General features: G+C 64.4%; 6 protein-coding genes. All 6 read left to right on the top strand.

The features are described from left to right. Nucleotides 1-57 precede the first annotated feature (57 nt). Nucleotides 58-495, top strand: a complete 438-nt coding sequence (locus GOHSU_RS03155; RefSeq protein ID WP_005936731.1) for a type II toxin-antitoxin system Rv0910 family toxin — start codon at nt 58-60, stop codon at nt 493-495. A gap of 212 nt (nt 496-707) precedes the next feature. Next, on the top strand, nt 708-2,270 hold the full coding sequence (locus GOHSU_RS03150; protein ID WP_005936728.1) for an ATP-binding cassette domain-containing protein: 1,563 nt from the start codon (nt 708-710) through the stop codon (nt 2,268-2,270). Continuing rightward, nucleotides 2,267-3,103, top strand: coding sequence for an ABC transporter permease (locus GOHSU_RS03145; RefSeq protein WP_005936726.1), 837 nt, complete (start codon nt 2,267-2,269; stop codon nt 3,101-3,103). Before GOHSU_RS03150 ends, GOHSU_RS03145 begins: the two co-directional genes overlap by 4 nt. Continuing rightward, the gene (locus GOHSU_RS03140) at nt 3,100-3,942 is read left to right on the top strand and encodes an ABC transporter permease (RefSeq protein ID WP_005936724.1); all 843 of its coding nucleotides are present in this window, start codon (nt 3,100-3,102) and stop codon (nt 3,940-3,942) included. Before GOHSU_RS03145 ends, GOHSU_RS03140 begins: the two co-directional genes overlap by 4 nt. Before the next feature lie 252 nt (nt 3,943-4,194). After that, nucleotides 4,195-12,306, top strand: coding sequence for a non-ribosomal peptide synthetase (locus GOHSU_RS03135; protein ID WP_005936722.1), 8,112 nt, complete (start codon nt 4,195-4,197; stop codon nt 12,304-12,306). After that, nucleotides 12,303-16,066: non-ribosomal peptide synthetase (locus GOHSU_RS03130; RefSeq protein WP_005936719.1), on the top strand; the 3,764-nt coding region annotated here is incomplete at its 3' end. The genes GOHSU_RS03135 and GOHSU_RS03130, both read left to right, overlap by 4 nt.

Genomic DNA, 16,066 nt, shown 5'->3' with positions numbered 1-16,066 from the left:
GGGGATTCGGGCCTTTCGTGCATCTGTGGGGCGGGCCGGTCTTTACAGTGAGTCACCATGGCTAAGACCAGCGCCTGGATCGACACGGCGCTCGCACCGCAGGAGGCGTTCGCGGCGCTGACGGACCTGTCGCGGTTCGGTGACTGGCTGGTGTTCCACGATTCATGGCAGGACACGGTGCCGAAGCCGGCGGACGTCGCCGAAGGCCGCACCATCGCTTCGGTCATCAACGTCAAAGGCACCGCGATTCCGCTGCGCTGGACGGTGCAGACCTACCGTGCTCCGCAGGCATTCCGCTTCGCCGCCAAAGAGAAGGGCGTCAAGGTCGCCATCGGCTTCACCGTGGAGCCGGCCGGACCGGGAGCCCGGATCGGCTTCGAACTGGGGCTGTCGGGACTACCGGTGGTCGGCCCGATCGGGAAGAAAGTGGTCCAGGAGCTGCACGACGATGTCGTCGCATCGCTGGACCGATTCGCCGTCCTGCTCGGGTCCTGAATCTGGGTCGACACCCCCATAAACGGTGTCAGATGAACTGATGAACTTGCCCTGATACGTGTCAATCGAACAGTCTCAGTTTCCTTCCGAGTGCAACGCGCGTCACAACTGCACCGATAGCCTTGGTGAAGGGAGACGTCTGCAGCATCCCGTCCCGAGACGCTCGCAGGGGTCCTCCCGTCTGACCGCAGCAGCCCGCGAGTAAGGAACCGATGCCCCATCCAGATGGTCGTCCCGCAGGCGGTGGCACCACGCCACTCGCCGGGACGACGGGGTCCGGCGGGCTGGATCCGCTGCTCGACACGATGCCGTGGGTCCCCGACGACGACCCGACGCTCGCGCAGCTGCGTTCCTGGCGCCGTGAGCTCAACGGAGACACCGCCGTCGAGGAACCCAACGGTGATCGCCGGCCGCATACGGGGACCGCGATCTCCATGCCGACACCAGCCACGACACCGGCACCGGACGTGACCACCGGTACCCGTAGCGTGTCGGTGCCTGCCCCCGAGCGCGCACCGGCACGACGGGGCCGGCACGGTCGCCACGACGACGGGGAGTTGCGCACCGGAACCTGGGCGATCCCGGGCCTGGGGTGGCATCGCGATGCCGCGCCGTCCGACGAGGCCGTCGCAGCTCCGGCGGCACCGCGCCGCCTGCCTGAAGGCAAACCCACCTGGGATGTGACCCGGCCGGCGCCGCCGCAGCCGATCACCTCCCCGGAGGAGCTCGCGCGCGCTCAGCTGAGCACCGAAGCCTTCCCGGCGCTGGATCTGGTGCCGATCGGGGAGAACGCAGATCTGGAGATGGCCATCGAGGCCACGGGATTGCGCAAGGTCTTCGGCGATTTCGTCGCCGTCGACGGGGTGAGCCTGCAGGTGCCCAAGGGCCGGATCGTGGCGATCCTCGGACCGAACGGCGCCGGCAAGACCACCACCGTCAACATGCTGTGCACGCTGCTCAAGCCCGACGGCGGCACGGCAACCGTCAACGGCTTCGACGTGGTCAAGGACGCCCCCGGCGTGCGTCGCAGTGTCATGCTGACCGGTCAGTTCGCCGCCCTGGACGAGGGGCTGACTGGTCGGGAGAACCTGGTGATGTTCGGCCGGCTCCTGGGACTGAAGAAGAAGGCCGCCAAACAGCGTGCCGATGAACTGCTGGCCACCTTCGGGCTCGGGGCCGCTGCCGGGCGGAAGGTCGGACAGTACTCCGGCGGTATGCGCCGCCGGATCGACATCGCCTGCGGGCTCGTGACCGAACCGCAGGTGGTCTTCCTCGACGAGCCGACCACCGGCCTGGATCCGCGCAGCCGCCAGGACGTATGGGGCTTGGTGGAGAACCTGCGGGACCAGGGCGTCACCATCCTGCTGACCACGCAGTACCTGGAAGAAGCCGACTCGCTCGCCGACCGCATCGTCGTGATCGACAAGGGCAAGGTGATCGCCGAGGGCACCTCCGACGAACTCAAAGCCGCCACCGGTGCCGCCTACTGCGAGATCACCCCGGTACATCCGGCCTACCTGCCGCGGCTGCGGGCAACCCTGCACGATCTGCTCGGCCCTACCGCGGCCGACGTCGATCCCGGCGCCAGTGCCCTGTCCGTGCCGGCCCCGAACGGTCCGACGACCCTGGCGGAGATCCTCAAACGGACCGAAGCGGCGCAGATCCCGCTCGCCGATATCGCGCTGCGCCGCCCGTCTCTGGACGAGGTGTTCCTGGCCCTGACCGATCCCGAACGCGAGCGTCCGCCGATCGAGAGCGACAAGGCGCCATCATGACGGCGGCAACAGTGGCCGCTGTTCCGTCCATGGAACTGGGGCCCCCGAAAGGACGCATCAACCCACTGCAGCAGTGGTGGGTGCTCACGGTGCGCGGGCTGCTCAAGGTCCTGCGCAACGGCGAATTCATCTTCGCCTTTCTCTCCCCGGCCCTGTTGGCGATCTGTTTCTACCTGCCGCTGCGCAAAGCCGTCGCCGAGGTCGCCACGATCGACTACGCCCAATATCTGATGCCGATCATCATGCTGCAGTCCGCGGCGTTCGTTGCCTCCTCGGCGGCGATGCGCTCGGCGATGGACGGTCAGGAAGGTGTGCACACCCGGTTCCGGGTGATGCCGATGCCGGCGGTGATCCCGTTCCTGGCTCGTTCGGCCACCAACCTGGTGCTGCTGCTGGTGGCGCTGGCCTGCGGGCTGGTCACCTGCCTGATCATGGGCTGGCGCCCGGTCTCGGTGGAGGACGGCGGCGCCGGGGTAGCCGGTGCGGCAATCGCGGTCGCGCTGGTGGGCATGATCGGGATGGGTCTGGCGCTATGCGCCGACGGTATCGGCCTGGTCGCGAAGTCCCCGGAGGCCACCAGCCAGTTGGTCGCATTTCCGACGCTGATCCTCGGCATGCTCTCCACCGGATTCATCCCGCTCAACCAGTTCCCCGAATGGATCCGGGGCTTCGTCCAGTACCAACCGATCTCGCAGGTCACCAAGGCCATGCGCGAGGCGCTCTCGGGTCTGCTGGACTGGAACCGGCTGGCGCCGACTGTGTGGTGGAGCGCCGGACTGTTCGTCGTCGCGGCGATTCTGCTGGTGATCGGCACCCGGAGGGCGGTGCGATGACTGCTGTCGCGGAACGTCCCGCACAGGACGGCGTGGCTCCCGCCGCCGACCTGTTGCCGGAGTCGTCGTTCGGTGCCTGGTGGCGGCAGACGCTGATTCTGACCGGACGGCAGCTGCTGGTCGCCGTCCGCGATGTGCCGACACTGATCCAGGTCCTGATCTTCCCCGCGCTGACGATGCTGATGTTCAAGGTCGTACTGGGCGATGTGGTCGGCAGCGCGACCGGGATGGACAGCATCTACGGCACGGTGCCGCTGGTGATCCTGACCAGTGCCATGTTCGGCTCGGTGGTCTCGGCCACCCGACTGAACATGGAACGCAAGACCGGGCTCCTCGGTCGGCTGTATGTGCTGCCGATCAACCGCGGAGCCGACTTCACCGCGCGAGTGCTCGCCGAATCGATCCGCGCCCTGCTGACCACCATCTGCCTGGTCGCCGCCGGTTTCGCCATGGGATTCCGCTTCACCCAGGGGATCGGGCCGGCGATCGGGATCTTTGTGGTGGCGGTCGCCTTCGGTACGGCCTTCGCGATGCTGACCCTTGCGCTGGCGGTGAACTCCCGACCCGGTGCGCCCTTGGTGCCCTACCTGGGTCTGCTGTCGTCGCTGCTGATGTTCTTCAACTCGGGGTTCTCCCCGGTCGACATGTATCCGGGCTGGCTGCAGCCGATCGTGGCGAACCAGCCCATGACGCCGGCGATCGACCTGATGCGGGCCCTTGCCGTCGGCGGCCCGGTGATGAGCAACCTGATCAAGGTGACGATCTGGGTTGTCGTACTGACGGTATTGACCACGTATCCGGCGCTGCGCGGCTACCACCGAGCTGCGGTGGGGCGGTGATCGGATGTCCGTTAAACGAATGATTCCCGCGGTGAAGCGTCTGCGGGGAACCGCGAAAACCACTGGTCAAGGGGCTTGTTCGAGAAAGTCGAGGGCAGAGGTCGGGGCAGATAGGGGTGAGGGTTCTGCCTCGAGAGGGGAGAATGGATGTGGGCTGAGTAACAGTCGACGAAGGAGGGCGAACGGTTTCGGGGTACCCCAACGCGTGAATTGGTGATTGGCAGTGCAGTTGAAGAGAGGAGACAGATCGTGATGGACAATCCCGAATCTGGACCAGCGCAGAATCCGGTCCGAACAGGCCGTCAGCTGCTCCCACTAACTCCCGCGCAGCGGGGCATGTGGTTCGCCGACCGACTTTCACCCGATTACTCCGTAAACATCGCCCAGTACATCGACCTCCGTCATAAGCCTGGGGGCCTCGACATCGACCTACTGATGGAGTGCAGTTACGAGGTCGGACGTGAACTGGAGACACCTTACATCCGTCTCACCGAGGTCGACGGTGTACCGATGCAGTACGTCGACTTCGAATATGACCAGACCATCGATCTTCTCGACTTCCGGGACCGGGACGATCCACTCGGCGACGCACTCACATTCGTACAAGCTGAGTACCGGCGCCCCGTCGACTTGATCGATGACCAGCTCATCGTGATCGCGATCATTCTGGTCTCCGACGATCACACCATCTGGTATCAGCGCGCACATCACCTGATCATCGACGGCTATGCCGCGCTCACGAACCTGCGACGGGTTCTGGAACGCTACAACGCGGCGCGACGGGGCGCGGATGCAGCTTCTAAGCCAACAGCGAACCTGGCCGAGATCGTGAAGTACGAATCCGATTATCGGGATAGCTCGCGGCGTGAGACGGACCGCGACCACTGGAGCGAACGGGTCTCCGATCTTCCCGAACGGGTGACGCTCGCTCGGAGCGGCATCATTGCGCCGCTGTCTTTCAACAACATCGTTGCCGGACAGCCGCTCGGGTCCGATTTCCAAGAACGACTGGCCGATGTGGCGAAGAGCCTGAACGCCTCGCTGGCAGTGGTGCTCACCTCCGCCTTCGGCGCCTTTCTCTCCCGGATGACCGGCGCCGACGACATCGCGTTGAGCTTGCCGATCATGGGTCGGACTAACGCGAAGATCAAACGATCCGGCGGCATGGTGTCGAACGTGGTGCCGATCAGGTTGCAAGACATCTCGACCAAGACGCCCCGGGAACTGATCGGCGCAGGTCTCCTCGAACTGACAGGTGCCCTCCGCCACCAGCGCTACCGAACCGAAGATATCCGCCGGGATGCTGGTCTCGACGCCTCGTCCGTCGCATTCGGTCCGACGATCAACATGGTGATCTTCGACGAGGAGCTCGTGCTCGACGGTGCGGACCTTGAGTATCGGATTCTGGCGTCCGGCGTGCTCGAAGATCTGTTCGTCAACCTGTATCAGTCCGGGCCCAGCGCGCCATTGGTCGTCGACCTGCATGGAAACCCGTACCTCTACACGCAAGAGGAGATAGATGGGCACCTCGCGCACTTCCTCGGCTTTCTCGATCAGTTTGCGAGTCGAATTGACGCTCCGATCATGGACCTCAACCTGCTGCTCGAAAGAGAAACCGAGACGATCGCCGCCGAGGAACTAGGACAGAATCATTCCCTGAGCAAACCGCTTACGGTGGCGGAGGCGGTGATGGGTCGCCTTGCGGAGACACCGGAGGCGACCGCAGTGATCTTCGGTGACCGTGAACTCTCGAACGAGGAGTTCGGCAACAGGGTCAGTGAACTTGCATTTCGGCTGATCGACCTCGGAGTCGGACCTGAGACCGCGGTCGCGGTGGGTGTCCCTCGGTCGGTGGAGATGTTGGTAGCACTCCACGCGGTGGTGGCAGCCGGTGGACAGTATGTGCCGATCGATGTTTCGGCTCCAGCCGACAGGGTTCAGTACATGTTGGAGACCGTCGACGCGCGAATCGTGCTCGTATCGGATCCGGAATCCCCCCGCGCCGTCGTCGATGTCGCGGGTGAACTCGGCGTCCCCATTGAGCTGGTCGATGCGTCATGCCCGCTGCCCGGTGATTCTAAGCCGGTCACCGACGCAGATCGGTGCCAGCCGCTCCGGCCAGATCATTCCGTGTACACGCTTTTCACCTCGGGCTCGACCGGTCGACCCAAGGGGGTCACCCTGACTCATGAAGCGGTGATGAATCGCTTGCTGTGGGGTTTGAACGAGCTGCCTATCGGCTCGTCGGATCGTGTCGTGCAGAAAACGCCGTATACGTTCGATTGCTCGGTACCGGAGTTGTTCGCGCCGTTCATGGCGGGTGCGGCACTGGTCCTGCTGAAGGAAGACGGGCACCTGGAACCGTTGCACGTGGCGGCAGAGATCGCGCGCACCGAAGCGACGATGGTGCACTTCGTGCCATCGGTCTTAGCGCTGTTCCTGGAAGCCGTGCCGAACGAGACCCTCAGGACTCTCGACTCGGTCCGAATCATCTCTACGACAGGTGAAGCGCTTCCTCCGAGTGTCGCGGCGATGGTCCGGGAGCTCTGGCCCGAGGTCCTCTTCTACAACCTCTACGGTCCGACCGAGGCAGCAGTCGAGATCACCTACGAGTCGATCGGAGCGGTGGCTCCGTCCGATCCGACCGTTCCGATCGGTCGCCCCGTGTGGAATTCGTCGGCGCTCGTCCTCGATTCGCGTTTGCGTAGGGTGCCCGAAGGGGTTCCGGGCGAGTTGTACCTTGGTGGCGTCCAACTTGCACGCTGCTATAGCGGACGGCCGGATCTTACCGCTGAGCGCTTCGTTGCCGACCCGTATGGTCCCAGCGCAGCTCGTCTGTACCGGACCGGAGACCTGGTCGTGCGTAACGGGTCCGGCGAACTCGAGTACCTCGGTCGCACCGACTTCCAGGTGAAGCTCCGTGGTCAGCGAATCGAGTTGGGCGAAATCGAAGCGGTCTTGGTATCTCTCCCCGGAGTGGTGCACGCCGCGGCAACCGTCGTCGCAGCTCCGAGCGGCGCAGAACATCTCGTGGCCTACCTCGGGGCCCCGACCGGAGGTACAATCGACGTCGACGCGGTCCGCGCCGCAGCGATGCTCACGTTGCCGACCTACATGGTGCCGACGGTCTGGACCGTCCTTGAAGACGTCCCGCTCAACACGGCCGGCAAGCTCGACCGTAAAGCGCTCCCGGCCCCGGATTTCGATGGTCCGCGCCGAAGCGAATACCGCGCACCGGAATCGGAATCTGAACGCCTCCTGACCGAACTGATCGGGGAGATGCTCGGCGCAGACACTGTGAGTGTCACCGACACCCTGTTCACCCTGGGAGGGGATTCGCTCGCGGCAGCACGGTTGGCAGCGCGTGCGCGGACTGTCGCCGGCCTGGAAGTCGCTCTCAGCGACATCTTCGCGGCCGAGACGATCGCCGCGCTCGCGCTGACTGCCACTCCTGTTCCGCGCGGCGACGCACATCCTCGGATTATTTCGTCCGAGAGACCCGATCGGATACCGCTGTCGCCTCCCCAAACGCGCCTCTGGTTCATCAATCGGCTCGATCCGACTGCGCCGACCTACAACATGCCGGGCGCCGTCCGTTTGCGCGGAGTAATGGACCGGGCTGCGGCGACGGCGGCGATCGCGGATGTCGTTAGGCGGCACGAGGCGCTGCGCACCAGGTTCCCGTCGGTAGACGGCGAGCCGATGCAGGTGATCACACCGGTAGAAGAGGCTGTCGCCGAGATCGGACTGACAACCCGAGCGGTGCCCCGTAGTGAGTCCGAAGAAGTGCTGATTGCCGAGGCGATGAAGGGCTTCGACCTTGTTAGCGAATACCCGGTCAGATTCAGCCTGATCGAGGAGACCGAGAGTGAAGGCGAGCCGTCATACATCCTGATGGCGGTGCTTCACCACATCGCAGGTGACGGCGCATCACTCTCGCCGATGATCACCGATCTGCTCACGGCATACGCCGCGCGGTCCGGCGGCACAACGCCCGTATGGGATCCGTTGCCTGTGCAGTACGCGGACTTCACTCTGTGGCAGCGTGAGATGCTCGGCGAGGCCGATGACCCCGCTTCCAGGATCTCGCGTGAACTCGCATTCTGGTCAGGGGCACTTGAGGGGAGTTCCGAGGTCCTCAACCTGCCTACCGATCGTCCGCGGTCGGGTGGCCCCACGGGATCGGGAGATTATGTTGATGTGGTCCTTGGACCGGAATCGGTCGCAGGGCTCCGGCGGTTGGCACGCGCCGAGGGCGTGACCACCTTCACGGTGCTCCATGCGGCCCTGTCCGTCCTACTGTCGCGGGTGGCGGATACCGATGACGTCTCCATCGGTACGGCGGTGGCAGGCCGAGACGAACCCGAGCTCGCCGGGCTGGTCGGTATGTTCGTCAACACCGTCGTTTTGCGTACCCGTGTGCGGCCGCGGGACACCGTGGCCGAATTGCTTCACCACGCTCATGACGTGAGAAGCCAGGCCATGGAGCATTCGGTGGTGCCGTTCGAGGCTGTTGTCGACGCGGTGGCTCACCATCGGTCGTTGTCGCACAGTCCGCTGTTCCAGGTTGCGTTGACCCTGATCTCTGATCACACGGCTGCCTTCGGGGCTACTGAGGTCCAGGTCCTGGAGTCCCGACCGCCGGTCGCGAAATACGATCTGTCCGTCACCGCCGTCGAGGCGGCGACCCGTGAAGAGATTTCGCTTGAGTTCTCCTACGCGTCTGATGTTTTCGAGCGTGCGACTGTCGAGCGTTTGGCTCAGTACCTGGAACGGATCATCACGGCGATGGCAGCCGACCCGCAGCGCAGCCTTGGCGGAATCGAATTGTTGCCGCAGGCGGAGATCGCAGAACTGACGGCGACACCAACTGGCGCCGAGCCGAGGACCCTGCGGGAACTGGTTCAGTCACTGGAGCAGTCCCGGGATTCGGAGACCGTTGTGGCCGTGGGCACCGAGCCCACCAGCAACGAGGTGTTCGCGATGCGGACCAACCAGCTGGCCCGGGAACTCATTTCGCGGGGTGCGGGACCAGGCACTGTGATCGCGATTGCGATTCCGCGGTCGATGGAGTCGGTCCTCGCCTGCGTTGCGGTAGCCAAGACCGGCGCGGCTTTCGTGAGCATCGATCCGAGGCATCCCGTCGAGCGGCGCGAGATGATGCTTGCAATCAGTGGCGCGAGACTAGGGCTCACCGTCCGCGAGGCTCAAGCCGAGATCTGCGTGCATTCCGGTACGGAGTGGCTGGTGATAGACGGTGAGGCCGTTGAGCTGCAGGTTGCGGGACGAAGCGGTATGGCCGTCGGTGCCGACGAACTCAGTCGAGTGCCGGAAATCGATGACCCCGCCTATCTGATCTTCACCTCTGGTTCGACGGGACTACCCAAGGCGACCGTGGTCCCGAACCGCGGCCTGGCGAATGTGATGGCTAACCAGCGCCGGTTACTCCGACTGACTCAACGCTCACGGGTCCTGCACGTGGCATCACCCAGTTTCGATGCGTCGGTGTTCGAGCTGGCGATGGCGGTCGCCGGACAAGCTTCACTGGTGATCGCGGATCTGCACACGTACGCAGGACACGACCTGGAGAGACTCATCGCGCAACACGGGGTGACACACGCTGTGATGACTCCGTCCGCTCTCGCGACTCTGGATCCTCGCACAATCCCGTCGCTAACGACTGTGTTGAGTGCAGGTGAAGCCTGCCCGCCCGAACTCATGCGCCGATGGGCGGAAGCCGGCCGGAGCTTCTTCAACCTCTACGGACCCACCGAGGCGACGATCTGGGCGACCTGCGACGGGCCTCTGCGAGTCGATGACGAGATCACGATCGGCCATCCGATCGACGGGGTCGGTGCGCTGGTGCTCGACTCAGGGCTGCAGCCGACGCCCGTCGGCGTCGTTGGTGAGCTGTATCTGACGGGTGAGCAGCTGGTCCTGGGCTATCTTCAGCGCCCCGACCAGACCGCTACGAGTTTCGTGGCGAACCCGTACGAACCCGGGCAGCGCATGTATCGCACCGGTGACCGAGCGACGCGGCGCGAAGACGGCAAACTCGTCTACCAGGGAAGAATCGACTTCCAACTTAAGGTTCGCGGCATGCGCATCGAGCCGGGCGAGGTGGATGCCGTCCTTGTCTCCCATCCTGCGGTCGCTAATTCGACGAGCCTGGGAGTGAAGGGACCGGCTGGGGAGGCCGTCCTGGTCTCGTACGTCAGCCCGGCGAGCGGGGAGACGATCTCACCCGACGAGTTGCTGCGGCATGCCAGCGGACTGCTCCCCGCGCACATGGTTCCGCACACCGTCATCGTGATCGACGAGTTCCCAACGACGGTGGTCGGCAAGATCGACCGCAGCAAACTGCCGTCGGTCGACTTCACCGCGACGACTGAGTTCATTCCGCCGCGCACGGAGCTGGAATCCGTTGTCGCAGAAGTCTATTCGCAGGTACTCGGCGTAGACCGGGTGAGTGTGCAGGACAGCTTCTTCGAGCTGGGTGGCACCTCGCTCTCGGCGGCCAAACTTGCGACGCACCTCTCACAGGTTCTCGGACGTCCGATCTCTGTCCGGACGGTGTTCGAAGGTGCGACCGTCGCCGGTGTCGCTGAGGCCGTGGCAGCCAGTGCCGGCGGGCAGGTGGGCCCAGCACTGATCGCGCGCCCCAGGGCCGAACTGGTGCCGATCTCCGATGTCCAGCGAGGAATGTGGCTGCTCAACCAGGCGGACCCGTCCTCGCCGGCGAACAACATCGCGATGGCATTGCGTTTGCAGGGCAGTCTCGATCACATCGCATTGCGCGAGGCAATCGCCGATCTCGTCGAACGGCAGGAGGCTCTGCGCACCAGCTACCCGATGGTCGGTGGGCGCCCGGTCCAGTTGATCGAACCGGCGGAAAAGGTGCTTGCCGAACTCGACCTCTCGCCCCACCCGGTGGGGGATCAGTTCGAGGGTGCAGTGGCCGCGGTGACCGGGCGGGGCTTTGATGTCACGCAGAAGGCACCTATCCGTGTCGCCCTCCTCCAGCTGGCCGACGACGACTACGTGATCGTCTTCGTCGTTCATCACATCAGCGCGGACGGGGCCTCGATGGCGCCGCTCGCACACGACTTCATGACTGCCTACACAGCGCGTCACGCCGGGCACCGCCCCGCGTGGATCCCGCAGCGGGTCCAGTACGCCGACTTCGCCGTGTGGCAGCAGGAGCGCCTCGATACGACAGGTGAGGACGGCAGGCGCGAGCGTGATCGACAGCTCGACTACTGGCGTGACCGGCTGGCCGGTGCTCCGGAGTGCATCGACCTGCCCGTCGATCGGCCGAGACCGGCCACCCCCAGCTTCTCGGGTGCCACCATCGACTTCGAGATCCCAGCCGCACTCGTGGCGTCACTGCAGCAGGTCGCGCGCCGACATAATTCGACTTTGTTCATGGTGACGCACGCGGCGCTCGCCATCCTTCTGGCTCGCCTCAGCGGCCGCAACGACGTCGTCATCGGCACGCCGTATGCGGGGCGGGAAGAGGCAGTCCTCGACGACGTGGTCGGCATGTTCGTCAATACCCTCGCGCTTCGCTCGCAGATCGACCACACGGAGGCTTTCGCGGACTTCCTGGAGCGTGTCCGGACAGAAGACCTCGCGGCGATGGCCCATTCTGATGTCTCGTTTGACACAGTCGCAGCCGAGGTCGGTACTTCCTGGACAGCGGCTTACAACCCCGTCTATCAGGCGGTCCTGTCGTTCCAGAATCTGGAGTTCCCGACGGTGAGCCTTGATCAGCTCACTGTCAGTGCGGTTTCCGAGCAGCTGAGTGCGGCAAAGGTTGATTTGCACCTCACGCTCTTCCCGAATGACCCGGCCGCACTCGGTGAGCGCGGTGCCGATGAACCGATGCGCGCCGAGTTCCTGTATGCGACAGATCTGTTCGATGAGGGGACGGTCGAACGATATGCCGACCGCTACCTGCGAGTACTCAGTGAGATCGTGCGGGACCCGCAAGTGGTTGTGGGCGAGATCTCCATCGCGACCGACGCGGAACTTGAGCAGGCATCCGTCGAAACCGCCGACGCGGCGGATCAGCCCTTGAACGAACTCGTGGCTGCGGCCGCTGCAACGGCGCCCGATGCGATCGCGCTGAACACTGAGGGTTCGACGCTTACGTTCGCGGCGCTGTCGGCAACGGCGACGGCGATGAGCGCAGCCATGCCCGACGCTGACGCTGCCCTGACAACGGCGCTCATGGCACTGGCGTCCGAGGTTTCCGCCAACCCCGAAGCCTTAGGTGAGGTGCTGGCGGAGTTGCGCCGGCGGGCTGTCGCGGTCGTCGCGAGTATCGAAGAATTACGAGAAGAGGGATCAAAGCAATCGTGAGTCGTGTAGCCAGTGGAGCGGCGGAATTCTCGCGAATCTGGGGAAGCAGTCCCACAACGCTTGATCTGATCACATTTGCCGCGGTCATCGAGCCAGATCGAGTCGCTGTCGACCTTCCCTCCGGGCAGGTCGCCTTCAGTGCGCTGCACGCGCAGATCTCGGTCACCGCTCCGGTTCTAATCGCACAGGGTCTCGACAGCGAGATCGCGGTCAATGCCGCGGTGACTGGGTTGCTGCCGGTAGGCGAATTGGAACCGCATCAGATCGCGCTTCGTACAGCCGAAGCCGTCGCGTCGATCCGAGCCACGGCATATGAGATCGTCGGCAGCGTTGAACTTGGTTCTATCCCGGGCATCCTCCGAAGCGTATTTCTCAGGTTCGCTGATCGGATCGCCGTCACCGACACCGCCGGCACTACGATCACCTATCGCGAACTCGACGAGCGATCCGACGCGCTAGCCGTCGCGCTTGTTTCAGCAGGAGCCAGTACCGAGAAACGAGTCGGCGTTGCACTGCCACGGACAGCAGATCTGATCGTGGCGCTGGTCGGTGTGCTCAAGTCGGGTGCCGCCTACGTGCCACTGGACCGTTCTCATCCGATCGACCGTCTTCAGATGATCGTGGACGATGCCAGACCGGTGATGGTTCTGGCCGACGAAGAGACGATCGAATCGTGGACATCACTGGATGCGCCGCTTCGTACTCTGCATGATGCGGCCGACTCCGGGACCCGGCAGTCGATAGCGGATCTTCCCGAGATCATCGATGACCGGCACCCCGCCTACGTCATGTACACATCCGGGTCGACCGGTAAGCCAAAGGGCGTCGTTGTCACCCACCGCGATGTGGTGTCACTTCTGCGGGCGCTCGGCAACGAGTACGACTACGGTCCCGATGATGTCTGGAGCCTGTTCCATTCGTACGGTTTCGACCTGTCCGTAGGTGAAATCTGGCCGGCCTTGGCCTTCGGCGGGCGCCTAGTGGTCCTCGACTATGTGACGACACGAGATCCAGAGCTGTTCGCCGAGACCCTCGAACGTGAGCAGATCACGGTGATCAACCTGACTCCGTCGGGGTTCTATCAGCTTGCCGGTGCGGTGCGTGAGCCTGCGCCCGGTCGGTTGTCACCGTCGGTACGATCGATGATCTTCGTCGGTGAAGCTCTCGATTCCAGCCAGATCCAACGGTGGTTCAGCGATCGACAGAAATACGACGGTAGCGACGGTCCTCAACTCAACAACATGTATGGGCCGACGGAGGCGACGGTCTATCTGACGCGGCGCGAGCTGACGGCAGGCTTCGTGGAATCAGCCACCCCCAGCGATATCGGCTTCCCGCTGATGGGTTCACGGGTGTACATCCTCGATTCGCGGTTGGCGCAGGTTCCCGAAGGGGTGCCAGGCGACGTCTACCTTGCGGGCGACCAGCTCGCTCGCGGATACGCCGGCAGTTTCGGCCTGAATGCCACGCGATTCGTCGCCGATCCCTACGGTCAGCCGGGCGAACGCATGTATCTGTCGGGTGATGTCGCGATGCACCGCGGTGGCAGCCTCGAGTTCTTGGGCCGTGCCGACGACCAAGTGAAGTTGCGCGGCTTCCGCATCGAGCTCGGCGAGGTCGAAGCTGCGTTGATGTCAGCCACAGGGGTCAACGCGGCGGCCGCCATCGTCAATCGACGCGACGGCTACCCGGATCAGCTCGTCGGTTACGTAGTCGGTTCGCTTCCGGATGGCAATGATCTGGATCCGGTGCAGGTGAGAGAATCTGCCGCGGCAAAAGTGCCGGATTACATGGTTCCCGACATCGTGATGGTGCTCGAAAAGATGCCGTTGACTGTCAACGGCAAGCTCGATAGACGCGGTCTCCCCGCACCCGCGATCACATCGCGACTTGAATTCGTAGCGCCCGAAAACGAGATCGAAGAGCAGCTCGCCGAGATCGTTGCGGAAGTTCTCGGACTCGACCGCGTCGGAGTCACGGAATCGGTGTTTGATCTCGGCGGAAACTCGCTACTTGCCGCGCGCATCGTCGGACGTGCGGCTGACGCGCTTCGCGTCGACTTCAACATGCGTGACATCTTCGCTGAACCGACAGTCCGTGGTCTCGCGTCACGGGTCAGTGAGATGGAAGCTGCTCTGCCCCCTCTGCGAGCGGTTGAAGTGCGACCGGACCGGGTGCCGCTCTCGTTCGCGCAGGAACGGATGTGGTTCATCAACCGATTCGAGCCGACCGCGCCGACGTATAACGTGCCGGCCCTGCTGCGGGTGACCGGTGATCTGGACCTGACGGCCCTGCGCGCGGCGGTCGAAGACGTAGTCGCGCGGCACGAAATCCTCCGCACGACGTTCCCGGACATCGATGGCGTCGCCGTCCAGCAGATCGCGGACGTGTCGGAGATCGGCGGCCGTCTGGACTGGCGGCTGCTCGGTTCGGAGACAGAGTTGGCCGCTGCCGCCGGCGAGGGATTCGACGTCACGGTGACGTGGCCGTTGCGCGTTCTCGTCTGGGAGAGCGCCCCGGGTGAGCACGTCATTGCGGTGATCGCCCATCACATCGCGGCTGACGGTGAATCGATGCTTCCCCTCGTGGGGGATCTCGTCACGGCCTACCAGGCTCGACGAGACGGAGCCACACCGTCCTTCACCCCGCTGGAGATACAGTTCGCGGATTTCGCGCTCTGGCAGCGGGGCGCTCTCGGTACGCCGGACGATCCCGAGTCGGTTCTCGGCCGGCAACTCGGTTTCTGGCGTGACCGGCTGGCGGGCCTGCCTGAGGTCATCGACCTGCCTACTGACCGCCCACGGCCGGCTGCGGCTTCGCATCACGGCGCACAGGTGGAGTTCCGGATTCCTGCGGAGATCGTGAACCAGGTGACCGGACTGGCTCGGGACCTGGAAGCGACGCCGTTCATGGTGGTGCACGCAGCGCTGGCAGTGCTTCTGGCGCGTTTGTCGGCAACCGCCGACATCGCCATCGCCACACCGATCGCCGGCCGCGGGCAAGCGACACTCGATCCGCTCGTGGGCATGTTCGTCAACACCCTGGTGCTCCGCGCGCAGGTGGATCCGGCGTCGAGCTTCGCTGAGCTCGTCTCCCAGGTTCGTACCAGCGATCTGGACGCTTTCGCCAACGCCGACGTTCCCTTCGAACTGTTGGTGCAGGAGCTGAATCCAGCCCGCAGTGAGGCCTTTGCGCCATTGGCTCAGGTGATGTTCTCGTTCGATCCTGCGGCATCCGCGGAAGCCGCGGGATTCGAGGTCGCCGGGCTGTCGATAGCCCCCGTGCCTTCGCCGGTCATCCCCGCACAGGTCGATCTGACCGTGACGCTGCATTCCGCTCCGGTAGGCAAAGCGTGGACCGGTGCCGTCGTCTACGCCACGGATCTCTTCGAGGCGTCGACCGCCGGGCAGTTCGGCGACCGTTTGGTCACTCTCCTGGGTGAGTTGACGGCGGCGCCGGCGGTGGCGGTGGGTGATGTGCCGTTGCTGTCTGCTGCCGATGAGGTGGCTGAGTTGGCTGTGGAGTGGGGTCGGGCGGAGGTTGTGCCGGCGGTGGTGTCGGTGGCTGATGCGGTTGCCGGGCAGATCGCGAAGACACCGGATGCGGTGGCGTTGGTGTTCGGTGGGCGTGAAGTCACCTATGGCGAGTTCGGTGCGCGGGTCAATGTTCTTGCGCGGGAGTTGATTGCTGCGGGTGTGGGGCCGGAGTCTGCGGTGGCGTTGGCGGTGCCGCGGTCGGTGGAGATGATGGTCGCGGTTCA

Source organism: Gordonia hirsuta DSM 44140 = NBRC 16056 (genome assembly GCF_000333015.1).
Taxonomy (GTDB): domain Bacteria; phylum Actinomycetota; class Actinomycetes; order Mycobacteriales; family Mycobacteriaceae; genus Gordonia; species Gordonia hirsuta.
The sequence above is the reverse complement of the archived record's forward strand: the minus strand, read 5'-3'. Positions and strand labels throughout refer to the sequence as shown.

Coding starts and splice junctions, on each gene's coding strand:
- GOHSU_RS03155 (WP_005936731.1), top strand. CDS start 58: ATGGCTAAGACCAGCGCCTGGATCGACACGGCGCTCGCACCGCAGGAG.
- GOHSU_RS03150 (WP_005936728.1), top strand. CDS start 708: ATGCCCCATCCAGATGGTCGTCCCGCAGGCGGTGGCACCACGCCACTC.
- GOHSU_RS03145 (WP_005936726.1), top strand. CDS start 2,267: ATGACGGCGGCAACAGTGGCCGCTGTTCCGTCCATGGAACTGGGGCCC.
- GOHSU_RS03140 (WP_005936724.1), top strand. CDS start 3,100: ATGACTGCTGTCGCGGAACGTCCCGCACAGGACGGCGTGGCTCCCGCC.
- GOHSU_RS03135 (WP_005936722.1), top strand. CDS start 4,195: ATGGACAATCCCGAATCTGGACCAGCGCAGAATCCGGTCCGAACAGGC.